Below are 22323 nucleotides of genomic sequence, written 5' to 3' on the forward strand. Positions count from 1 at the left end.
ATGTCCGCGCTCGCGTCATCGAGACTGCCGCCGCCCTCCTCGCCGAGATCGGGTCGCCGGGGCGCTGTTCGGCGAGCAGTTTTCGGATCAGCTCTTCGGTCTCGGTGTCCACGATGGTCACCGGGTCGGTCTCGTGGCTCTTGGACTGCACGGCGCCTTCGGCGGGCACGCCCGTGGGCCCGAACACTTCGGGACGGCGGGCACGAACGTGGGCGGCGGCCGTCTCGGCGATGTCGACCGCGATACGACGCAGGTCGGCTTCGTCGCCGCGCGCGACGATCGAGACGAAGGAGTCGGGGGTGTAGTCGGACACTGACGATGAGGTTTCCGGCACGCCCTTCATCGCATCACACATCCTCGCCGAACGCCCAGCCACGTGCTCCCATTACTCTTGTCGTGCACGACACAGCGCCGTCGTCGGGCATCCCGTTCGCACGCCCGCCGTGGCGTCCAGGGCCCCGTGCAGCGCTGTCATCACACCGGCCAGCACAGGGAGACGAGGGGTTAGTCATGTCCGCTCGGGGGCACGCATTCGGCATCGACATCGGCGGCAGCGGCGTCAAAGGCGCCACGGTCGATCTGGCCACCGGGGAGTTGGTCCACGAGCGGATCAAGATCGCCACTCCGCACCCCGCGACACCGTTCGCCGTGGCCGAGGCGGTGGCCGAACTGGTCGACAAAGCCCAGTGGACCGGGCCGGTCGGCATCACCCTGCCCGCGGTGGTGATCGGCGGCGTGGCGCGCACCGCGGCGAACATCGACAAGTCCTGGATCGGCACCGACGCGCGGGCGCTGTTCTCCGCCGCGCTCGGCGGCCGTCCGGTCACCGTGCTCAACGACGCGGACGCGGCGGGCATGGCCGAGGACCACTTCGGCGCGGCGCGCAATTTCGCGGGCCTGGTCATGCTGCTCACCTTCGGCACCGGTATCGGCTCGGCGTTGCTCTACCACGGCACGCTGGTGCCCAACACCGAACTGGGCCACCTCGAGGTCCAGGGCATGGAGAGCGAGCACCGCGCGGCCGCCTCGATCAAGGAACGCGACGGCCTCAGCTACGCGCAGTGGGCAGCGCAGGTCAGCCTGGTGCTGACGACGCTGGAGAACCTGTTCTTCCCGGTCGTCTTCGTCGCGGGCGGTGGCATCAGCAGGGATGCCGAGCAGTGGATTCCGCTGCTCACCAACCGGACGCCCGTCATCCCGGCCCGCCTGCGCAACACCGCGGGCATCGTCGGCGCCGCCATGGCGATCGCGGGGGGCGTCGCACCGTGAGGCGCGCGGGGACCGCGAGGATGCCGTTCCGGGCATCGTGCCGTAGGTACCCTGGTTAGATCGTTACAATGGAACGTGCCCGGCTGAGCCGGAGAAACCCCGACCGGCCCTCCGCCGGTGAAACCCGACAGATCGCTCCGCCGGAACAATACTCTGGCGTGACGCCGCACGAGACCGTCACGAAAGGGCGTACGTGGTAGCCACGAATACCCGTCAGACCGCCGAATCGGCCGATGCCGACTCCGCAGATGTAACCGCAGCACGGCCGGTCCGTAAGGCTGCCGCGAAGAAGGCTCCGGCGAAGAAGGCCGCCGCCAAGAAGGCGCCTGCAAAGAAGGCCGCGAAGGCGACCAAGGCTCCCGCGAAGAAGGCCACCACCAAGAAGGCGGGCCCCGACGGCGAGCCGGGCACCGACGAGGCGCTCGAGGACGAGTCGCTCGATCTCGATGACCTCGGCGATCTGGAAGTCTCCGAGGAGGACCTCGCCGACGGCGACGAGCTGGTCGACGTCGCCGAGGACACCGAGACCGAGGAAGCCGAGGGCGAGGAGTCCGACGAGCCGACGGCGGCCGACAAGGCCTCCGGCGACTTCGTGTGGGACGAAGAGGAATCCGAGGCACTGCGCCAGGCCCGCAAGGACGCCGAGCTCACCGCCTCGGCCGACTCCGTCCGCGCCTACCTCAAGCAGATCGGCAAGGTCGCGCTGCTCAACGCCGAGGAGGAGGTCGAACTCGCCAAGCGGATCGAGGCGGGCCTCTACGCCGCGGAGAAGGTGCGCGAGTTCGCCGAGCAGGGTGAGAAGTTGCCGGTCGCGATGCGCCGTGACTTCAACTGGATCGTCCGCGACGGCAACCGGGCCAAGAACCACCTGCTGGAGGCCAACCTGCGCTTGGTGGTCTCGCTGGCCAAGCGCTACACCGGCCGCGGCATGGCGTTCCTGGATCTGATCCAGGAGGGCAACCTGGGTCTGATCCGCGCGGTGGAGAAGTTCGACTACACCAAGGGCTACAAGTTCTCCACGTACGCCACCTGGTGGATCCGGCAGGCCATCACCCGCGCCATGGCCGACCAGGCCCGCACCATCCGCATCCCGGTGCACATGGTGGAGGTCATCAACAAGCTCGGCCGCATCCAGCGCGAGCTGCTCCAGGATCTCGGCCGCGAGCCGACGCCGGAGGAGCTGGCCAAGGAAATGGACATCACGCCGGAGAAGGTGCTGGAGATCCAGCAGTACGCGCGTGAGCCGATCTCGCTGGACCAGACCATCGGCGACGAGGGCGACAGCCAGCTCGGCGATTTCATCGAGGACTCCGAGGCCGTGGTCGCGGTGGACGCGGTGAGCTTCACACTGCTGCAGGATCAGCTGCAGTCGGTGCTGGAGACGCTGTCGGAGCGCGAGGCGGGCGTGGTTCGGCTACGCTTCGGCCTCACCGACGGCCAGCCGCGCACGCTGGACGAGATCGGCCAGGTCTACGGGGTCACCCGAGAGCGCATCCGCCAGATCGAGTCCAAGACCATGAGCAAGTTGCGCCACCCGAGCCGCTCGCAGGTCCTGCGCGACTACCTCGACTAGGTCGCACCGCCTCGACGCCCGCATTCGTTGTCCGCTCGAATCTTCCAGCGGTCGGCGAATGCGGGCGTCGCGCTTTTCCGCGTCCGAGCTGTGCGCCTGCACGCGGGATCGCAATAACCTCCAGCGCTCACGGTCATCCCTGACCGCTAGCCGAATATCTTGCTGGACAACACCTCCACTCACGATCGCACTCGCTGAGTACCGACCGGCCGACCCGGATCCGATGTGCGGTTACGCACGGCTCGGCCGCGTCGAACGGCCGCTCGACGGTCCGATCGCGCCACAAACGGGGGCACTTCGCCGCGCTCACCTCCCACCCGGCAGACTTGCGGGGTGGTTGCCTCGACCTCGACACCGAGCTGGCTGCGGTCACCGTGGACGCGGACCGTCGACCTGCGCGCCGAGTGGCGCGACGCGCAGGCCTGGCTGCGGCGTCCCGGGCTGGCGCGGCGGCTCCTGCCCGCGATCCGCGCGCACCTCGGGGCCGCGCCTGCCAGCACCGCCTACGCGTTCACGCTGTTCGTCACCTGGTGGACGCTGCGCGGAGTCGGTGACTCGGTGGAGCGCAGATTGATCTTCTCGGCGTCGACCAACCTCTACAACATGCGGCACAACCCGGTTCAGGTGCTGGTCGCTTCGGCTTTCTGGACCGACGGCGGCTTCCCCTGGACGACCATCGCCGGTTTCCTGGTCGTCATGGCATATGCCGAGCGCTGGCTGGGCACCGCGCGCTGGATCCTGCTGTTCGCGACCGGGCACATCGGGGCGACGCTGCTGACCGTCACCGGCATCTCACACGCCATCGACCGTGGCCTCATCCCGCTGCGGGTGGCCGTCGCCGCGGATGTCGGTACCAGCTACGGCTTCTCGGCCGTACTGGCGGCGCTGGCGTTCCGGTTCCGCGGCCGGGTGCGGCTGGTGTGGGCCGGTACGCTCCTCGTGACGCTCGGCGTGGCGCTGTGGGTCGAACCGACATTCACCGACTACGGCCATCTCTGTGCCGCCGTCATCGGGCTGGCGGTCGGCGCCATCGCGAGCCTGTTCTGGCACCGCTTGGAACGGACCGCCGCCAAGAGAGCCCCCGCCGCCCAGGACTGATCAGGAGACCTGCGGCTCGCGGCGGCCGCGGTTGCGCCACAGCGTCACCGCTGGCTCGACCACCCGCGCCGCGATCGGACCCAGCACCGCCATCAGGAGAACGTAGGTCGAGGCGAGCGCCGTGAGCTGACCGTCCATCGCGCCCGCGCTCACGGCCAGTCCCGCGATGACGATGGAGAATTCGCCCCGTGCGACCAGCGCGGCGCCCGCCCGGGCCCGGCCCATCTGCCGGATGCCCTCGCGTGCGGCGGCCCACCACCCGGTCGCCACCTTCGTCCCGGCCGTCACCGCCGCCAGCACGATCGCCCAGCCCAGCACCGGCGGGATCGCTCGCAGGTCGGTGTTCAACCCGAAGGCCACGAAGAAGATGGCCGCGAACAGGTCGCGCAGCGGTTCGAGCATCTTCGCCGCCGCGTGCGCGGTCGAGCCGGAGATCGCGATGCCGAGCAGGAACGCTCCGACCGCCGCTGACACGCTCAGCGCCGAGGAAACGCCTGCCACCAGCAGCGCCCCGCCGAGCAGCGTGAGCAGGAAGACCTCACGGTCGGCGCTGTCCACGATCGCCGAGACGTACCGCCCATAGCGCAGCGCTACCACGAGCACCAGCGTGATGGTGATCAGTGCCACCGCCAGCGCACGCAACCCGCTGATCCAGCTCAGCCCGGCCAGCACCGTGGTGAGGATCGGCAGGTAGACCGCCATCGCCAAATCCTCGAAGACCAGGATGGACAGGATCACCGGCGTCTCGCGGTTGCCCAGGCGCCCGAGGTCGTCGAGGACTTTCGCCACGATGCCCGAGGACGAGATGTAGGTGACGCCCGCCATCGTGATCGCGCCGTCGACACCCCAGCCCAGCATCAGCGCGACCACCGCTCCCGGTGACGCGTTGACCACGATGTCCACCAGACCGGCCGCCCAGGAACGGCGCAGGCCGGTCACCAGCTCCGCCGCCGTGTACTCCAGGCCGAGCAGCAGGAGCAGCAGCACCACGCCGATCTCGCCGGCGATATGGCCGAAGTCGTGGGCGGCCCGGAGTTCGATGAGACCACCCTGGCCGAAAGCGACACCGCCGAGCAGGTACAGCGGAATGGGCGACATACCGACGCGGCCCGCGACACGACCCAACATGCCGAGAACGAAAAGAACCGCTCCGAGCTCGATCAGGGCGAGCGCGGTGTCCGTCACGGTTCAGCCGTGCGTCAATATCTTCGCGGCGGCATCCAAGCCCTCCGGAGTGCCGACGACCACGAGCAGGTCGCCCGCGGTGAAGGTGAAATCGGGCCCGGGCGAGGGATGCAGCTGCCCGGCCCGCATGACCGCCACGATGGAGGCCTTCGTGCGGGTGCGCATCTCGGTCTCGCCGAGGGTGCGGCCGTCGTAGGGGGAATCGTCCCCGATCGGGAGCTGGCGGGTGGTGATCCCGGGCAGGTCGCGGTGGTCGTCGTTGAGCTTCGCGACCAGCTGGGGCGCGCCGAGCAGGTTGGCCAGGACCGCCGCTTCATCGGTGGTCAGCGGGATCTGCGCGGCACAGGCGTCGGGATCGTCGAGCTTGGAGACGATCAGGTCGATATCACCATCGCGGTGGGCGACCACGCCGATTCGGCGACCGGAACGCACCTCGAAGTCCTTCCGGACACCGATCCCGGGTAGTGCGGTGACGTCGACGTTCACGTCTTCCAGATTAGCCGGAACACCGTTCCCGCGAACGAATCGGTCATCACTTCGGCCGATGGCGCGTCGCAGGCGCTGTGCTGTGATGGAGACGTGTGGCGGTGGGCGGAGGTGCCGGAGCGGACGCGCGATGCGCTGGGCGCCGTCATCGCGTTCGCCGGCGGCGCGGCGCTGTACCTCGCGGGCCTGTCCACCATGACCGAGCGGGGCGAGCAAGTGCCGTTGTGGGTGCGGTGCGGTGTGCTGGCCGTCCTGTGCCTGGCGACCTTCTCCCGCCGCCGCGTGCCGATCGCGGCCATGCTGGCCGGACTCATCCCACTGGCCGTGGACATCCGGCTCGGCGCCACGGTGCCGGTGTGGATCGTCTACGCCGACTTGATCTACGCGGCCGTGCTGTACGCAGGCCGCCGGAGGTCGCGGATCACGGCTCTGTCCTGGTCGGCGCTCTCCGTCGTCGCCGTGGTGCTGACCCTGGCCCTGACCGGCGACCTGCGGTCGGTCGCGCTGGCGCTGGTGGCGGTGTTCAGTTTCGTCGCGACGCCGATCTGGTGGGCGAACTCGGTGCGCACGCACAAGGAGGTCGCGGACGCCGAGCGCACCCGCGCTCGAGCGCTCACCTTGGTCGCCGAACTCGACCGTCGCGCGGCCATCGCCGACGAGCGCACCACGATGGCGCGCGACCTGCACGACGTGATCGCCGGGCACCTGTCGGCCATCGCACTGCACTCGGAGGCGGCGCTCGGCGTGCTGGCCCGCCGGGACGCCGACCCGGCGGTGGCCGGGATCATGCGTTCCATCCGCGCCAACAGCGTCAGCGCACTGGAGGAGATGCGCACCATGATCGGATTGCTGCGCAGCGACGACGGCGCGGCGGAGGTGGCCGCGCCGCGCACACTCGCCCACTTGCCCATCCTGGTGGAGGCCGCACGCGCGGCGGGGATCTCGGTGCGGGTGCGCGAATCACTGGACGACGCAGCGCTGCCCAGCGCCGTCGACCAAGCCGCCTATCGCATCGTCCAGGAGGCTTTGACCAACGCCATGAAACACGCCCCGGGACAGGAGGTCTCCATCGACGTGCGCGCCGAGAAAGAGATACTCACGATATCCGTTCGCAACCGGACCGCAGCCGCGCGGCCGCAGCAGGCCGTGGCCCGAGCCGGGCGCCGCGGTTTGGTGAACATGCGCGAGCGGGCCGCGGCGCTCGGCGGAAGTCTGCGCGCCGGAACGGATTCCGGCCACTGGGAAGTCCTGGCTACCCTCCCGCTCGGCTGCGTGGGTGCCGCATGACGATTCGGGTGGTGATCGCCGACGACCACGCCGCGATCCGCGCGGGCCTGCGGATGATCCTGGAGGCCGAGGACGATATCGATGTGGTCGGCGAGGCCGCCGACGGCGATGTCGCGGTGGCCCAGGCCAAAGCGCTGCGGCCGCAGGTGGTGCTGATGGACGTGCGCATGCCGGGGGTGGACGGCATCACCGCGACCGAGCGGATCACCGGGGACGGCCTGGCGAAGGTGCTGATCCTGACCACATTCGACTTGGACGAGTACGTCTTTCGCACGCTGCGCGCCGGCGCCTCGGGGTTCGTGCTGAAATCCACGTCGGGCCAGGCGTTGGTCGCGGCGGTGCGCGCGGTCGCGGGAGGGGACGGCGTGCTGGCTCCGGAGGTGACGCGAGCGGTGATCTCGGCGTTCGCCGCGTCGAATCCGGCTGTCGCGCAATCGGCTCCCGCCGGGCTCGGCGAACTCACCGAACGCGAACGCGAAGTGCTCGATTGCCTCGGGGACGGCCTGTCCAACGCGCAGATCGCGGGTCGGCTGTTCATCGGTGAGACGACCGTCAAGACGCACGTATCCCGTGTGCTGACCAAACTGGGTGTGCGGTCGCGGGTTCAGGCCGCCATCGTGGCGCGCGAGATCCGCGACCGGTAGTCACGCCGGGAGCGGGGCGAATGTCCCGTCCGCCGTCGGCAGGTACTCCACGACTCCTGTGACCGCTCCCACCGGCAAGGGGCCGTACAGGTGCGGGAAGAGCATCGATTCCGGATCGGTCGGGACCCCCGGCTCCCATTTGATCGGCGACCCGACGCGGCGAGGGTCGATCCGCAGCAACACCAGATCACGCCGCCCGGCGAACAACCGATTCGCCGGCAAGTGCACCTGTTGCGGCGACGAGAGATGGATGAACCCCGCCTGGGCGAGCGAGGGCGCTCGGTACTCCCCCGTTTGCCGAGCGGATAACCATTCATCCAAAGTACATAGGTGAACAAGCGTGTGAGTGTCATAGGTCACGGGTAATCTCCCGGTAGACAACTGGATCGGCCGATCGAGAGTGTGACGCAGTGCACATCGACGACGGGACCTGGAACGTTCGCCCGTAGCGAAATCCCTGGTCGTGTTATCGAAAACACACTGCTTCCTTCGCGGGAACAAAGTCCCCCGTCCCGAACGTCTGACAGAGTAGTCATACCCCTGCTGGGAAGTAGCGGTAGCGAGCTCGTGGTGAGTGACCACGAGCCCCACACCAGGTGAACGGTCGTCGGGACCGGGAGCCAGGACGGAGGAGTCATGCCAGGAACCCTGACAAGCACCCCACTGACCGCGGTCGATCGTTGCGACCGCTGCGGGGCGGCGGCCCGTGTGCGCGCCGTACTGCCCGCAGGTGGAGAGTTGCTCTTCTGCCAGCACCACGCGAACGAACACATGGATCGGCTGCGTGAGCTGGACGCCGTGATCGACACGGAGTCCGCTCCCGCGCTCTGACCTGCTCCTCGCGTCCTGACACAACAGCATCGAACAACAGAACACGGTTTCCACCGGCAGCGGGCGACCCACAGGTCGCCCGCTGTTGGCGTGTCCGGCGGCGCTCAGTCCGCGCCGAGGATGCCGTCCAGCAGCCTGGCCAGGCCGTATTCGAACGCGCCGTCCGGGTCGGCCGGCGCCTGGTACAGCTCACCCACCGCCGCCCCGACGCGTGCGGCGAGCGGGAACCGGCTCGGCGGCATGACCTCGGCCAGCAGCGGACCGTGTACTTCCCACCACCGTGCGTCGCTCATGCGCGCGGTCTCGCGGGCCGCGGCCACCGCCATACGCGCGTTACCGGTGGCGAACTCCGACAGCACGGCGATCGCCCGGTCCATCGCCACATCCGGCAAGCCGAGCCCGTCGATCGCGGTCAACTGCCGCTCGTAGCGACGCATCCGTCCCGGCCCGAGCACGAGCCGCCACGGCGACACCTCGAGCAGCCAGGGATGGGCGAGGAGTTCCGCGCGGACCTGGCGGGCCACGGCGGCGAGGCGCTCACGCGGTGGGAGATCGGCGGGAATGGGCTCATCCTCTTCGGCCACCGCGTCGACCATGAGCACCGTCAGCGCGTCCTTGCTCGGCACGTATGTGTAGAGGCTCATCGGTCGCAGCCCCAGTTCGGCGGCGACCGTGCGGATGGAGACCTTCTCGTAGCCCTGCCGGTCGGCGAGCGCGACCGCCGCCGCGACCACCGCGTCCACGCTGACCGTCTGCTTCGGGCCGCGCCCGGCCGGACGCGCCGGTAGCTCGTGCCGCCACAGCAAGTCCATCAGCCGCCTGGCCTCGTCGGATATGACGTCGTCGCTCACGGGCTCCTCGGAACCGATCCGGTACGGTGTACGTTACTCCGTACACCATACGTTGATTTTAGGGGTGCGCCCTGCCAAGCACACATGCCACTTATCTACCGGACCGGCACATGTTCGCGCTGTGGACCTGGCTCGGACACGCCACCGGTGCGGCCCCGGCCGACCTGGGTGACCAGGAGACGCTCGCGCTGGCCGTCCCGGTCGCCGCGGACGGAGCCCTCGAGGTCATCGACGTCGATGCCGCCCTGGTGGATCCCGCGACTTTCGCCGACTCGAGCCTCGACCACCCGGGAGAGTCGGTCCTGGCCTGGCAACGGGTGGTGCGTTCCGTGCTCGCCGACCCCGCCGGGGAGTCGCCCGGCGCGGACGCCGAGGCCCTGCCCCTCGCCGCGCACGCCGTGCCCGATGCCTCCGGCACGGCCATCGTCTCCGCGCGACGCGCACTGGATGTTCTCCGCGATACCGAGGCGATCACCGCCGACCTGCGGGCCACGCTGAAAGCCCGGCTGCGGCCCTACCAGGCGCGCGGAGTCGGCTGGCTGCGCGAAACGGTGGCCGTGCACGGCGGCGCGGTGCTCGCCGACGAGATGGGGCTGGGCAAGACCGTGCAGACCATCGGCTTCCTGCTGGACCGGGCCGAGGCCGGGACGCAGCTGGTGGTGTGCCCGACGTCGCTGGTCGGCAACTGGGCCCACGAGATCGGCCGGTTCGCGCCGGGGCTGCGCGTGGTCGTGTGGCGTGGCGGCGCCGTCGACGCCGACGCGATCGTTGTCACCGGTTACCCGACGCTGCGCTTACACGGGCAACTGCTGGCGCAGCGGAACTGGGCGACGGCCGTCTTCGACGAGGCGCAGGCGCTGAAGAATCCCCGCACCCAGGTCGCGAAGGCGGCGCGCGCGATCGGCGCCGCCGCGACGGTCGCGCTGACCGGCACGCCGGTGGAGAACCATCTCGACGAGTTGTGGGCCCTGCTGCACCTGGTGGCACCCCGGCTGTTCGGACACCGCACGCAGTTCCGGCGGCGCTTCGTGCGGCCGATCCACGAGGGTTCGGCCGCCGCAGCGGCGCGGTTGCGCGACACCATCGAACCGGTGGTGCTGGCCCGCACGAAACGTCAGGTCGCCGCCGCCCTGCCCGCCAAGATCCACAGCGATCTGCTGTGCGACCTCACCGCCGAACAGGAACGGCTCTACGACCGACTACTCGACCGAGCCGTCGCCGATGGATTCGGCGCGGGCATCGAGCGCCACGGCCGCGTGCTCGCGGCGCTGACCGCCCTGAAGCAGGTGTGCAACCATCCCGGGCTGATCACCGGCGAACTCGACGAGCTGGCCGGCCGGTCCGGAAAACTCGACCTGTGCACCGATATCATCGCCGCCAATCTCGAAACCGGCAGCCCGACGCTGATTTTCACGCAGTACCGGCAGACCGGCGAGTTGCTGGTGCGACATCTCGCCGAGCAGTTCGGCGTGCGCGCGCCGTTCTTCCACGGCGCGCTCTCGCAGGCCGAACGCGCCGAGATCGTCACCAGGTTCCAGGCCGAGGACGGGCCGCCGGTGCTGGTGCTCAGCCTGCGCGCGGCGGGCACCGGTCTCACGCTGACCCGCGCCGCCGATGTCGTCCACTTCGATCGCTGGTGGAACCCGGCGGTGGAGGCGCAGGCCTCCGACCGGGTGCACCGGATCGGACAGACCCGCACGGTCACCGTCACCACCCTCACCTCGATCACCACCGTGGAGGAGCACATCGCGGGCATGCACGACCGCAAGGCGGCGCTGCGCGACCTCGGCGACGCGGCGGGCATCGCTGCGCTGGCCGCACTGGACGACGCCCAGCTGATCGAGATACTGCGCCGGAAGCGGGAGAACTGATGGCGGACAACGAATTCGGCTACACCGCATGGGGGATGGACTGGGTCCGGCTGGCGGAGCCGCTGCGTCAGACCCGGCCCGACCCGATGCTGCCCCGCGCGCGCAGCATCGCGCGCAACAACGGCGTGCAGGCCGCGATCGAAGGACGGGTGGTGCGCGCCACCATCCACCGGGGTGGCCAGGCGTCGGTGACGCAGGTGGAGGTCGCCCCGCTGTCCCGGCAGACCATCGCCGCGATCGCCGGGATCGTGCCGGACCCCAGCGTGCTGACCGACGACATGTACCGCGGGATCAGCGCGGCCGGGGTCTCGCTCGCGCCCGTCCTCGCGGGTACCGACTGCTCGTGCACGGCGCGCAAGACGCGGTGCGTGCACGTCCTGGCCGTTTTCTACGAGATGGCGCGGCGAGTCGACGAGGATCCTCGACTGGGCTTGGCGATCCAGGGCTACTTCGCTGCCGCGCCGCCGGATTCGGACGCGTCCGCACCGGCGACGCGGTGGACGCCGATCAGTGCGCTCGACCCCCGGCGATTCTTCACGACGACCCCGTGCTGAACCGCGGGCGCTCCGGCCGTCTGGCCCGGAAGCGGAAACCTTCGGTCAGTGGCGCACGCGGATCCGGCTGGCCGCTTCGCTGTCGCTGCTCGCCGCGGGGATGCCGATCGCGCGGATCGCGGGCCGGGTCGGTCATGCGACGCCGAGCGCGTACGTCGCGGCGTTCCGGCGGGACGTCGGTGTCCCGCCGGGACGGTATTTCGCCGGCTGATCAGGCGTTGGTGCCGCTGTCCACGGTGAGGAACGCACCGGTCACACTGCGACCGGACGGCCCGGCCAGGAAGGCCACCGTGGCCGCGACATCGTCGGCGGCGCCGAAGCGCCCGAGCGCGGTCAGGTCGCGCTGCCGCGCCGCGTGCGCGCCGTCGCCCGGATTCATGTCGGTGTCGGTGGAACCCGGCTGGACGAGGTTCACCGTGATCGCCCGCGGGCCCAGTTCGCGCGCCAGCGCCTTGGTGAAGCCGTTGAGGGCGGACTTGCTGAGGTTGTAGAGCGTCACCCCTTCGAACGGCGCGTGATCGGTCAGGTTGGTCCCGATGCTGATGATCCGTCCGCCGTCGGGCATGTGCGCGACGGCGGCCTGCGCACCGACGAACGCGGCACGAGCGTGCACGTGGAGCGCGTTGTCGATCTCCGCGACGGTGAATTCCCCGAACGGCTTCGCCGGGAAGATTCCCGCGTTGTTGACCAGGATGTCCAGGCCGCCGAGTTCGGACGCCGCACGGTCCACCGCCGCGCGCACAGCGGCGGCATCGGCGCTGTCGGCCTGGAGCGCGACGGCTCGGCGCCCGAGCGCCTCCACCTCGCCGACCACCGTCTTCGCCTGCCCCTCGGCGTGCTGATAGGTCAGCGCCACGTCCGCGCCCGCCGCGGCGAGGCGGCGCACGATCGCGGCCCCTATCCCGCGACTGCCCCCGGTGACCAGCGCGACCTTGCCCGTCAGCTCCGACATCGGTACTCCTTCTATTTTTGTGTCAATCAGTACACAAATAGCCAAGCCCATTCGCCGCCGCGATGTCAAGAGGTATATTTAACGATCGACACAGAAAGGTCCGGCATGGCTGAACGGGGACGACCGCGCGCCTTCGATCGCGCCGAGGCGTTGCGCCGCGCCATGGAGGTGTTCTGGGAGCACGGGTACGAGGGCGCGTCGATGAGCGACCTGACCGCCGCGATGGGGATCAACTCCCCCAGCCTGTACGCCGCGTTCGGCGGCAAGGAGGCGCTGTTCCGCGCGGCCGTGGACCTCTACGGGCACACCGACGGCGGCTACACCGCCCGCGCGCTGCGCGAGGAACCCACCGCGCGAGCAGCCATCGAGGCGATGCTGCGGGACAACGCGGTGGCCTACACCGAGGAGAGCAAGCCGCACGGGTGCATGGTCGTGCTCGCGGGCTCCACCTACACCACCCGCAACACCGGCATCCGCGACTTCCTGATCGACAAGCGGCGCGCGACGACCGAGGACATCCGACGACGGATCGAGCGCGGCGTCGCCGAGGGCGATCTCCCGCCCGGCACCGACAGCACGGCGCTCGCCGGCTTCTACACCACGGTTCTCTACGGCCTGTCCATCCAGGCGCGCGACGGCGCGACGCTGGCGGAACTCACCGCGTCCATCGACTGCGCCATGTCCGCCTGGCCCACCCCGGACCGCTGACGCGGACTACTTCCGGCGCAGCGCCGCGATGCGCTCGCCGAGTTGTTCGGCGCTGGCCAGCGCGGTCGGCGGCCCGCCGCACTCGCGGCGCAGCTCGCCGTGGATCACGCCATGCGGCTTCCCGGTGCGATGGTGGTGCATCGCCACCAGGCTGTTGAGTTCGCGCCGCAATTCGCCGAGCCGATCGGCGGTGGCGACCCGCTCCGCGGCGCCTGCCACCTGCGGCCCGGGATCGGGGACGGGCACGGACACGCTGCGATCCGCGACCTGTCTGGCCTGTCGCTCGCGCAACAGCGCGCGCATCTGCTCGGCGTCGAGCAGACCCGGGATTCCCAGATAGTCGGCTTCCTCGTCACTTCCGGCGAAGGTCGCGGTACCGAAGGAGGATCCGTCGTAGATCACCTGGTCGAGCTCGGCGTCGGCGGCCAGCGCGACGAAGGACTTCTCCTGTTCGCCCGGCTCGTCCTGCTGCTTGTTCGCGTCGATCAGCAGCTCGTCGTCCAGGCCGTTCTTCTCCCGGTGCGGCTTGCCGATGACGTGGTCGCGCTGCAACTCCAGCTGCGCTGCCAGATCCAGCAGCACCGGTACCGAGGGCAGGAACACGGTCGCCGTCTCGCCGGACTTGCGAGCACGCACGAAACGCCCGATCGCCTGTGCGAAGTACAACGGGGTGGAGGCGCTGGTCGCATACACCCCGACGGCGAGGCGCGGCACGTCGACGCCCTCGGACACCATACGGACCGCGACCATCCATGGCTGGGTGCTGTTGCTGAATTCGGCGATGCGGTGGGAGGAGGCGGGGTCGTCGGACAGCACCAGCGCCGGCTTCTCGCCCGAAATGTGTTCCAGCAGTTCCGCGTAGTCACGGGCACGGTCCTGGTCGGTGGCGATCACCAGGCCGCCCGCGTCGGGCATGCCGGAGGCGCGCTTCTGGCGCAGCCGGATGTCGGCGGCGCGCAGCACGGCGGAGATCCAGTCGCCGGCCGGATCGAGCGCGGTCCGCCAGGCACGGGCGGTCTGCTCCGCGTTCAGCGGCTCGCCGAGGCGGGCGGAGTACTCCTCGCCCGCGCTGTCGCGCCAATGCGCTTCGCCGGAGTAGGCCAGGAAGACCACCGGCCGCACCACACCGTCGGCGAGCGCCTCGGCGTAGCCGTAGGTGTGGTCGGCGCGGGACTTCGGGAAACCTGACTCGTCGGGTTCGTAGACGACGAACGGAATCTGGCTGTCGTCGCTGCGGAACGGGGTACCGGTCAGGGCGAGGCGGCGGGTGGCGTCGCCGAACGCCTCGGCGGTCGCGTCACCCCAGCTCTTGGCATCTCCCGCGTGGTGGATCTCGTCGAGAATGACCAGTGTCCTGCGATTCTCGGTGCGCACGCGGTGGCGCGAGGGATGCGCGGCGACCTGCGCGTACGTGACCACGACACCGTGATAGTCACCCGAGGTGCCACCGGTGGAGTTGGAGAACCGCGAGTCCAGGGCGATCCCGCTGCGCGCCGCGGACTGCGCCCACTGGTGCTTGAGATGTTCGGTGGGCGCCACCACGGTGATCTGGTCCACGGTGCGGTCGGCCAGCAGCTCGGCGGCCACCCGCAGCGCGAAGGTGGTCTTGCCCGCGCCCGGGGTGGCCACGGCGAGGAAGTCCCGAGGTTTGGTGGCCAGGTACTTCGTCAGCGCACGTCGCTGCCAGGCACGGAGGGAGCCTGCGCCGGCGGGGCCGGCCGCCTTCGAATCGCCCGGCGTCTCTGCCTCTCCCGCCACAGCGGCGCCACCCGACCCAGTCACGCAGACGACCCTAGCGGCCCGGCACGGCGTGTCGCCAAACCGACGCGGCAGGCGCGACGGGCATCACACGGCCACCAGCCAGGACGCTGGGAGTTCACCCCATGCCCACCGAGACGTCGCACGCACACTCCGATGCCGATCGACGAAGTGCGCGATGCTGTAAGCACGATGACCGAGCAGCACGCCATTCCGGGCGATCCGCCGCAGACCGACGCACCGTCGACCCGCGCCGCCGCCGTGCGCCCGCCCACCTGGGCCGATCGCGCGAGCGCGCGGACCGCGGTGGTGAGCAGGCGGGCCGCCGCGCTGACCATGCGGGTGGCGGAGAAGGCCTGGGCCGATTCCATCTTCGCGAAGTCGGCCGCGGCGGCGTTCTGGCAGACGCTCTCGCTGGCGCCCCTGTTGCTCGGACTGCTCGGCAGCCTCGGTTACGTGGGCGGATGGTTCGGCCCGGACACGGTGCAGATCGTCGAGTCCAAGATCATCGCGTTCAGCCGGGACCTGTTCAGCGCGAACGTGGTGACCGATCTCATCGAGCCCACGGTCCAGGACGTCCTCGGGCGCGGGCGCGGTGCGGTGGTGTCGGTGGGCTTCGTCCTGTCGCTGTGGGCCGGGTCGTCGGCGATGGCCACCTTCGTCGACTCGATCGTGGAGGCCCACGACCAGCAGGACGCACGGCACCCCGTGTGGCAGCGCATCTTCGCGCTGTTGCTGTACCTGCTGTTCCTGGCGGCGTCGGTGTTCATCCTGCCGCTGGTGGCGCTGGGGCCGACGCTGATCGGACGGGTGCTGCCCACCGCGTGGCGGGCGACCGGACTGCAACTGCTGGACTTCTTCTACTACCCCGGCGTCGGCCTGCTGCTGATCGTCGGGCTCACCACCCTGTACAAGCTGGCCCTGCACACCTCGTTGCCCTGGCACCGGCTCTTCGGCGGGGCGCTGGTGGCCGGCGTGTTCTTCATGGCGGCCAGCGAAGTGCTGCGCCGCTACCTGTCGTGGGTGAGCCGCACCGGCGTCACCTACGGCGCGCTGGCGACGCCTATCGCGTTCCTCCTGTTCACGTTCTTCCTTGGCTTCGCGGTGATCCTGGGCGCGGAGTTCAACGCGGCGGTGCAGGAGTTCTGGCCAGCCCGCGCGACGCGCATGGAGCAGGTGAAGGAGTGGATCGCCAATCAGGTGCGCGGAGAGAGCGGAGCCGACGAGGACACGGAGGATCGGGACGAGGCCGCGGCGGGTCAGGACGACGCGGGCTCCGACGGCCGACGCGCCGTGCTCGACCTGCGCGCAGCGCGGTCCTCGTCCGGCGAGTAGATCTTCGCCTCAGTCGCCCTTGCGTAGGCCGTCGTAGACCTTCTTGCACTCCGGGCACACCGGAGAGCCCGGCTTGGGCGAGCGGGTCACCGGGAAGACCTCTCCGCACAGCGCGACCACGTGGGTGCCCAGCACGGCGCTCTCGGCGATCTTGTCCTTCTTCACGTAGTGGAAGAACTTCGGGGTGTCGTCGCCCGTCGTCTCGTCGGTCGTCGTATCCGGGCGAACCATGGTGTCGGTGCTCACGCACTCCATGATGCCGCATCGCGCGACGACCCCGCTGACCACGGTGTCACCTCTGAGCCGACCACGAGGGCTCCCACCAGCAAAGGATGGGAATTCGACCTCCGTATGTGCGCGGACGGACCCCGAGTGGAAGACTCGGGGTATGCAGCAGAACGGCGATTCCCCATCCGCCGACGGCCGCGACCGCGAAGAGCACCCCGACGTGACGATGCCGACGCAGCCCCGCCGTTCCTCCGGATACTTCCCAGGCAATGACGACAAGCACCCCGCCTTGATCACCGAGGCGGCGCCCTCGCTGGAAGACCAGCACCGAGCCCGGGTGCGTCGGTACACGATCATCATGGCGTTCCGCATACCGTGCCTGGTCCTCGCGGCGATCGCCTACAGCGCGTTCGGCAACCCGCTGCTGTCCATCCTGATCATCGTCGCGTCCATTCCGCTGCCGTGGATCGCGGTGCTGATCGCCAACGATCGCCCGCCCCGCCGCAAAGACGAGCCCAGCCGATGGGACCGTCCGCGCACGGCCATCGAGTCGCGCCCGCACAACGCCATCGACAACTGACCCCGCCGGGAGGACCGGCTCACCACGGGCGGGTCACCGCGCGGCTGCCGGGGCCCTGCGAACGACCGCCGACATCACGGCGGCGGCGCCGCACAGCGCGCCCGCCAGATACCACGCGAGGTCGTAGCTGCCCTGGAGATCACGGATGACGCCCGCGCCGGTGGCCGCCACCGCCGAACCGATCTGGTGGGAGGCGAACACCCAGCCGAACGCGACCGGGCCGTCGGCGCCGAACAGTTCGCGGCACAGCACGACCGTCGGCGGTACTGTGGCCACCCAGTCCAAGCCGTAGAAGACGATGAACACCCACAGGCTCGGTTGCGTGTCCGGACCCAGCAGCGCCGGCAGGATCAGCAGCGACAGACCGCGCAGCGTGTAGTAGCCGATCAACAGATAGCGCGGATCGATCCGGTCGGTCAGCCAGCCCGAGGCGATGGTGCCCGCCACGTCGAAGACGCCGACGACGGCCAGCAGGCTCGCCGCGGTGGTCGGCGGCATGCCGTGGTCGTGCGCGGCACTGACGAAATGGGTACCGACCAGCCCGTTGGTGGACGCGCCGCACACCGCGAAACCGCCGGCGAGCAACCAGAATCCAGGACGACTCGCGATCGCGCCGAGCACCGTGAGCGCGCGCGACGCGCCACCGACGGCGGGTACGCGCAGGCCGACCGTGCTGTCCGGCTCGGCGCCGTAGGCTCGCGCGCCGAGGTCGCTCGGATAGTCCCGGATGAACAGCAGCACCAGCGGCGCCACGGCGAGCGCCGCGCCCGCGACGATCAGCGACGGCAGCCGCCAGCCGTGGGCGTGCGCGAGCGCCGAGACCAGCGGCAGGAAGACCAGCTGTCCGGTCGCGCCGGCGGCGGTGAGCACGCCGGTGACCAGACCGCGCTGCCGCACGAACCACCGGCCGGTGATCGTGGCGACGAACGGCATCGACATCGACCCGACGCCGACACCCACCAGCAGGCCCCAGGTCAGCACGAGGTGCCACGGCTGGGACATGAACACCGTCAGCCCGCTGCCCGCAGCGACCAGCAGCAGCGCGCAGGTGACCACCCTGCGGATGCCGAAGCGATCCATCAGCGCGGCGGCGAACGGCGAGATGAGACCGTACAGCAGCAGATTCAGCGAAACCGCTGCCCCGATGGTGCCGTGTGACCAGCCGAACTCCTCGTGCAACGGGTCCATCAGCACGCTGGGCACGGAGCGGAACCCGGCCGCACCGAGCAGGGCGATGAAACCCACGCCTGCGACCAGCCACGCCGGGTGCAAGCGCCGGCGCGGCGCGGAATCGAGGGAAACAGGAGTCGGCGTCTGCAGTTCGGTCACCCGTTGAGCCTGCCCGAACTATGTCCACGCATCGAGTGGCTGAAATGCCACATCCCATCAAATTCGTGCCAAACGCGGCGGCGCCGGTATTTTCTCGACATGGCGGGCACGTGTACCTAGGGTCGCATGAAGCCTCGCGCACCACGATCACCGGCCACGGTTTGTTGCGGGCAACGAGACAGGAGTGCACATGATTCGGTGGATCTGGGTCTTCCTGGACCGCCCGGCGCAGCGTTTCGACGACTGCGCGAAGTTCTGGTCCACGGTCACCGGCACCGAGCTCTCCCCTCGGCGCGGCGCGAACGACGAGTTCCTCACCTTGTTGCCGGACCCGGCGCTGTTCGCCGCGGCGAGCGTCAAGATGCAAGCGGTGACCGGCCTCGGCGGCGTCCACCTCGACCTGGACGTCGACGACATCCCCTCCGCCGTACGCACCGCGCTCGACCTCGGGGCGGAGCTGGTCGCCAACCATCCCGACTACGCCGTGCTGCGCTCCCCCGGCGGCCAGACGTTCTGCCTGACTCCCAGCGGCCGCGCGACGAGCACGCCCGCGCCCGCGGTGCGAGCTCCGGATGGCACGCTGTCGCGCCTGGACCAGGTGTGCCTGGACATCGGCCCCGACGACCACGAGGTCGAGACCCGGTTCTGGAAGCTACTGACCGGCTGGACCCATCAGCCCGGGAGGCGGCCGGAGTTCGCCCGGCTGCGCTCGGAAGACCGGCAGTTGCCCGCGCAACTGCTGTTGCAGCGCCTCGGTGAGAACCGCCCGACCAGCGCGCATGTCGATCTGGCCGCCAGCGACATCGATGCCACCGCCGCGTGGCACGAGTCGCTCGGCGCGACCGTGGTGGAACGCCACGAGCACTGGATCGTCCTGAGCGATCCCGGCGACGCGCTGTACTGCGTCACCGGACGCGATCCCAGCGGTGTCTGATCGCCCTCCCGCGAAAGCATCGCGGTGTGGTGATACCGCGGGCGCCTGATCCGCGCCCGGTGGCCGCGGTGGCAGAGTACCGGTGTGCCTACGAACCGATCGACGACCACCGGATCGCTGCTCACCGCGCTGTGCCCGGATCTGCGGGCCGCGCTCACCCGGGTGGGCTACGACGCCGACACCCTGCTCGAGACGCTCGGCGACGCGCACGCCGCACTGGGCCGGTCGGAGCCGGCACCGGTACGCCGCGCGGCCCGTGCGGCCGGTGAGCTGGGCACCCTCATCCGCCTGTTGCTGCTCGGCGACGCGCTGCCGGAGCGGGAGGTGGCCGCGGCGCTGGCGCCCGTGAAGGTGGATCGCGCGGTCGCGGCGGGCCTGCTGGACCGCGACGGCGACGAGGTGCGGGCGGCGCTCGATCTGCGGCCGCTGGACGCGGGCACGGGCACGCGGTGGGTCCTGTCGGACCTCGACGACTCGATGCGCAGGCGCACGCTGACCGAGCATCACGTCCTCGGCGTCGGCCACGCCTCTCTCTCGCTGCTGCGCGCCACCCCCACCCGGCCGGTCGGCACGGTGCTCGACCTCGGCACGGGGTGCGGCGTCCAGGCGGTGCACGCCGCCTCCTACGCGCGACGCGTGACCGCGACCGATGTCAATCCCCGGGCGTTGTGGCTGGCCGAGGCCACCGCGGCGCTCAACGAGCTGGACATCGAACTGGTGGAGGGTTCCTGGTTCGAACCGGTGCGGGGGAGGCGCTTCGACCAGGTGGTGGCCAATCCGCCGTTCGTGGTGGGTCCGGGGCGTGTCGAGCACACCTATCGCGATTCCGGCCTCGCGCTCGACGGCGCGAGCGAATTGGTCATCTCGCAGGCCGCCGACCTGCTCGCCCCCGGCGGCACCGCCGCGATGCTCGCCGCCTGGGTCCATGTGGACGACGAGGACTGGCGCGGGCGCGTGTCGTCCTGGTTGCCCGCGCACGGCGTCGACGCCTGGGTGGTGCAACGTGACGTGGCCGACCCCGCCCTCTACGTGGGCACCTGGTTGCGTGACGCGGGCGCGGACCCGCGTGATCCCGCCGCGCAGGCCCGTGCGGAGCGCTGGCTGGACGCCTTCGAGGCCGCGAACGTGGCGGGGATCGGGTTCGGGTTCGTCTATCTGCGCGCCATCGACGGGCCGACCGAACTTCTCGCCGAGGACCTCACCCACGGCTTCGACGATCCGCTCGGCGCGGAGGCCATCCGGTATTTCGAGCGCTCGGCCTGGTTGCGGGCCGTCGCCGGTGACGAAAATCTCGCCTGGTCTTCACGTTTCGTCGTGGACCCGGCGACCGCGCTGGAGCGGGTGTACCTGCACGGCGCCGAGGGATGGGCTCCAGAGGTCGCGCGATTGCACCGCGGCGACGGTCCCCGCTGGCAGCACGAAGTGGATGAGGCGACGATCTCGCTGCTGGCGGGAATGCGGGCCGAAGGCTTGCCGTTGTACGAGCTGATCGAACTGCTGGCGCTCGCCCATGGAGCCGACGAGGTGGGCGCCGAGTTCGCCGCCGACGCGTTGTCCGTGGTCACCGGCCTGGTGCGGCACGGATTGATCAAGCCCGTGTGAGGTAACGGCAACCGCGCGCCGGCCGGTGCAGGTCCTGGCCGGGGATCGTCCCCGCGCTGCGGCGCTTCTCAGGAACTTCTCAGACGAGAAGGGCGAAAACCGCTGCTCAGAGCGGTTTATGCCAGCCGTAACGGGGAACTTTCTCCCTGTCGGGTCCGTTTATCGGAGTGAGACACCACCGACAGGAGGCAAGTCATGACAAGCCCCGCCACCACTCGTGTGCGCACCAGCGATTCGGACCTCGACGCTCAGAGCCCCGCCGCCGACCTGGTACGTGTGTACCTGAACGGGATCGGCCGTACCGCGCTGCTCACCGCTGCCGACGAGGTCGAGCTGGCCAAGCGCATCGAGGCGGGCCTCTACGCGCAGTACCTGCTGGAAACCGGCAAGCGACTGTCGGCGTCCCGCAAGCGTGATCTCGCGATGATCGTCCGCGACGGTCAGGCCGCCCGGTCTCATCTGCTCGAAGCCAACCTGCGCCTTGTTGTCTCGCTCGCCAAGCGGTACACCGGCCGCGGCATGCCGCTGCTCGACCTGATCCAGGAGGGCAACCTCGGGTTGATCCGTGCCATGGAGAAGTTCGACTACGCCAAGGGCTTCAAATTCTCCACCTACGCCACCTGGTGGATCCGGCAGGCCATCACCCGCGGCATGGCCGACCAGAGCCGCACCATCCGCCTGCCCGTCCACCTGGTCGAGCAGGTGAACAAGCTGGCCAGGATCAAGCGCGAACTGCACCAGCAGCTGGGCCGCGAGGCCACCGACGAGGAACTGGCCACCGAATCCGGCATCCCGGTCGACAAGATCTCCGATCTGCTCGACCACAGCCGCGACCCGGTGAGCCTGGACATGCCGGTCGGCAACGACGAAGAGGCCCCGCTGGGCGATTTCATCGAGGACTCCGAGGCCACCTCGGCCGAGTCCGCGGTCATCGCGGGTCTGCTGCACCACGATGTGCGCAGCGTGCTCGCCACCCTGGACGAGCGCGAACAGCAGGTCATCCGGCTGCGGTTCGGTCTGGACGACGGCCAGCCGCGCACGTTGGACCAGATCGGCAAGCTCTTCGGACTCTCCCGCGAGCGGGTGCGTCAGATCGAGCGTGAAGTCATGGCGAAGCTGCGCAAGGGTGAGCGGGCCGACCGGCTCCGCGCCTACGCCAGCTGATCGTCCGGCGCCGGCCGCCTCGAGACAGCGCCGGCGTTCGGCCCGGTGACCCTTCCGCCGGGGTCACCTTCCCGCGCCGACCGG

The 22323-nt window shown here is 69.9% G+C and carries 23 protein-coding genes and 1 pseudogene; 15 read left to right on the top strand and 9 right to left on the bottom strand.

Annotated elements, in window-relative coordinates; all coding sequences use genetic code 11:
- A pseudogene (locus tag ON21_RS17355) lies at window positions 1-343 on the bottom strand (inositol monophosphatase family protein); the annotation flags it as partial.
- A 167-nt stretch (window positions 344-510) separates the two neighbouring features.
- Here ON21_RS17355 and ppgK point away from each other — a divergent pair.
- The 3 genes from ppgK (at window position 511) to ON21_RS17370 (ending at window position 3940) form a co-directional block, all read left to right on the top strand.
- Window positions 511-1269: a polyphosphate--glucose phosphotransferase gene (gene ppgK / locus ON21_RS17360; RefSeq protein WP_039799162.1), complete on the top strand. Its 759-nt coding sequence runs from the start codon at window positions 511-513 to the stop codon at window positions 1267-1269.
- A 193-nt stretch (window positions 1270-1462) separates the two neighbouring features.
- Window positions 1463-2842 carry an RNA polymerase sigma factor gene (locus ON21_RS17365; RefSeq protein ID WP_039799163.1) on the top strand — a complete coding sequence of 460 codons (1380 nt, stop codon included), beginning with the start codon at window positions 1463-1465 and terminating at the stop codon, window positions 2840-2842.
- Between the two features lie 333 nt (window positions 2843-3175).
- A complete protein-coding gene (locus ON21_RS17370; protein ID WP_039799164.1) occupies window positions 3176-3940 on the top strand; it encodes a rhomboid-like protein in 765 nt (254 codons plus the stop codon).
- Here ON21_RS17370 and ON21_RS17375 read toward each other — a convergent pair whose 3' ends face one another.
- Window positions 3941-5125: a cation:proton antiporter gene (locus ON21_RS17375; RefSeq protein WP_039799165.1), complete on the bottom strand. Its 1185-nt coding sequence runs from the start codon at window positions 5123-5125 to the stop codon at window positions 3941-3943.
- A gap of 3 nt (window positions 5126-5128) precedes the next feature.
- Window positions 5129-5611, bottom strand: a complete 483-nt coding sequence (locus tag ON21_RS17380; protein WP_039799166.1) for a cation:proton antiporter regulatory subunit — start codon at window positions 5609-5611, stop codon at window positions 5129-5131.
- A 111-nt stretch (window positions 5612-5722) separates the two neighbouring features.
- Here ON21_RS17380 and ON21_RS17385 point away from each other — a divergent pair, with 111 nt between their 5' ends.
- Window positions 5723-6898 carry a sensor histidine kinase gene (locus ON21_RS17385; RefSeq protein ID WP_245562636.1) on the top strand — a complete coding sequence of 392 codons (1176 nt, stop codon included), beginning with the start codon at window positions 5723-5725 and terminating at the stop codon, window positions 6896-6898.
- Window positions 6895-7542 (top strand): response regulator transcription factor, encoded by a 648-nt coding sequence (locus tag ON21_RS17390; RefSeq protein WP_039799168.1) that lies wholly within the window; start codon window positions 6895-6897, stop codon window positions 7540-7542. The genes ON21_RS17385 and ON21_RS17390 overlap by 4 nt, the downstream gene beginning before the upstream one ends.
- Here ON21_RS17390 and ON21_RS17395 read toward each other — a convergent pair whose 3' ends face one another.
- Window positions 7543-7902: a DUF952 domain-containing protein gene (locus ON21_RS17395; RefSeq protein ID WP_039799169.1), complete on the bottom strand. Its 360-nt coding sequence runs from the start codon at window positions 7900-7902 to the stop codon at window positions 7543-7545.
- A gap of 276 nt (window positions 7903-8178) precedes the next feature.
- Between ON21_RS17395 and ON21_RS17400 the strand changes: the two genes are divergently transcribed.
- Window positions 8179-8373 (top strand): DUF7455 domain-containing protein, encoded by a 195-nt coding sequence (locus ON21_RS17400; RefSeq protein ID WP_036538000.1) that lies wholly within the window; start codon window positions 8179-8181, stop codon window positions 8371-8373.
- 104 nt (window positions 8374-8477) lie between these two features.
- Here ON21_RS17400 and ON21_RS17405 read toward each other — a convergent pair whose 3' ends face one another.
- Complete coding sequence (locus ON21_RS17405) at window positions 8478-9185, bottom strand: TetR/AcrR family transcriptional regulator (RefSeq protein WP_039799210.1); 708 nt, start codon at window positions 9183-9185, stop codon at window positions 8478-8480.
- Window positions 9186-9334: 149 nt separating this feature from the next.
- Between ON21_RS17405 and ON21_RS17410 the strand changes: the two genes are divergently transcribed.
- Genes ON21_RS17410 through ON21_RS37175 form a run of 3 tightly spaced genes read left to right on the top strand, consistent with a single transcriptional unit; the run spans window position 9335 to window position 11860 of the window.
- Window positions 9335-11095 carry a DEAD/DEAH box helicase gene (locus tag ON21_RS17410; protein ID WP_039799172.1) on the top strand — a complete coding sequence of 587 codons (1761 nt, stop codon included), beginning with the start codon at window positions 9335-9337 and terminating at the stop codon, window positions 11093-11095.
- Entirely contained in the window at window positions 11095-11649 is a 555-nt protein-coding gene (locus tag ON21_RS17415) for an SWIM zinc finger family protein (protein ID WP_039799174.1), read from the top strand. The genes ON21_RS17410 and ON21_RS17415 overlap by 1 nt, the downstream gene beginning before the upstream one ends.
- Window positions 11606-11860, top strand: a complete 255-nt coding sequence (locus tag ON21_RS37175; protein WP_245562637.1) for a helix-turn-helix domain-containing protein — start codon at window positions 11606-11608, stop codon at window positions 11858-11860. Before ON21_RS17415 ends, ON21_RS37175 begins: the two co-directional genes overlap by 44 nt.
- Here ON21_RS37175 and ON21_RS17420 read toward each other — a convergent pair whose 3' ends face one another.
- Complete coding sequence (locus tag ON21_RS17420; protein ID WP_039799175.1) at window positions 11861-12601, bottom strand: SDR family NAD(P)-dependent oxidoreductase; 741 nt, start codon at window positions 12599-12601, stop codon at window positions 11861-11863.
- A gap of 105 nt (window positions 12602-12706) precedes the next feature.
- Here ON21_RS17420 and ON21_RS17425 point away from each other — a divergent pair, with 105 nt between their 5' ends.
- Window positions 12707-13309 (top strand): TetR/AcrR family transcriptional regulator, encoded by a 603-nt coding sequence (locus ON21_RS17425; protein WP_039799176.1) that lies wholly within the window; start codon window positions 12707-12709, stop codon window positions 13307-13309.
- Between the two features lie 6 nt (window positions 13310-13315).
- On the opposite strand, the gene ON21_RS17430 is transcribed toward ON21_RS17425, so the two are convergent.
- On the bottom strand, window positions 13316-15067 hold the full coding sequence (locus tag ON21_RS17430; RefSeq protein ID WP_039799178.1) for a DEAD/DEAH box helicase: 1752 nt from the start codon (window positions 15065-15067) through the stop codon (window positions 13316-13318).
- A 192-nt stretch (window positions 15068-15259) separates the two neighbouring features.
- On the opposite strand from ON21_RS17430, the gene ON21_RS17435 reads away from it, so the two are divergent.
- A complete protein-coding gene (locus ON21_RS17435) occupies window positions 15260-16402 on the top strand; it encodes a YihY/virulence factor BrkB family protein (RefSeq protein WP_086006438.1) in 1143 nt (380 codons plus the stop codon).
- 9 nt (window positions 16403-16411) lie between these two features.
- Here the strand turns inward: ON21_RS17435 and ON21_RS17440 are convergent, their stop codons facing one another.
- The gene (locus ON21_RS17440) at window positions 16412-16648 is read right to left on the bottom strand and encodes a DUF3039 domain-containing protein (protein WP_039799212.1); all 237 of its coding nucleotides are present in this window, start codon (window positions 16646-16648) and stop codon (window positions 16412-16414) included.
- 208 nt (window positions 16649-16856) lie between these two features.
- Between ON21_RS17440 and ON21_RS17445 the strand changes: the two genes are divergently transcribed.
- Window positions 16857-17210, top strand: a complete 354-nt coding sequence (locus tag ON21_RS17445) for a DUF3099 domain-containing protein (protein ID WP_039799213.1) — start codon at window positions 16857-16859, stop codon at window positions 17208-17210.
- A gap of 33 nt (window positions 17211-17243) precedes the next feature.
- Here the strand turns inward: ON21_RS17445 and ON21_RS17450 are convergent, their stop codons facing one another.
- Complete coding sequence (locus ON21_RS17450) at window positions 17244-18539, bottom strand: MFS transporter (protein ID WP_039799179.1); 1296 nt, start codon at window positions 18537-18539, stop codon at window positions 17244-17246.
- A 190-nt stretch (window positions 18540-18729) separates the two neighbouring features.
- Between ON21_RS17450 and ON21_RS17455 the strand changes: the two genes are divergently transcribed.
- The 3 genes from ON21_RS17455 (at window position 18730) to ON21_RS17465 (ending at window position 22239) form a co-directional block, all read left to right on the top strand.
- Window positions 18730-19473 (top strand): VOC family protein, encoded by a 744-nt coding sequence (locus ON21_RS17455; RefSeq protein ID WP_039799181.1) that lies wholly within the window; start codon window positions 18730-18732, stop codon window positions 19471-19473.
- 84 nt (window positions 19474-19557) lie between these two features.
- Window positions 19558-21075, top strand: coding sequence for a DUF7782 domain-containing protein (locus ON21_RS17460; RefSeq protein WP_083880691.1), 1518 nt, complete (start codon window positions 19558-19560; stop codon window positions 21073-21075).
- Between the two features lie 195 nt (window positions 21076-21270).
- Window positions 21271-22239, top strand: coding sequence for a sigma-70 family RNA polymerase sigma factor (locus ON21_RS17465; RefSeq protein WP_039799182.1), 969 nt, complete (start codon window positions 21271-21273; stop codon window positions 22237-22239).
- The last annotated feature ends 84 nt before the right edge of the window (window positions 22240-22323 follow it).

It is taken from the genome of Nocardia araoensis NBRC 100135 (assembly GCF_000308435.1).
GTDB lineage: Bacteria > Actinomycetota > Actinomycetes > Mycobacteriales > Mycobacteriaceae > Nocardia > Nocardia araoensis.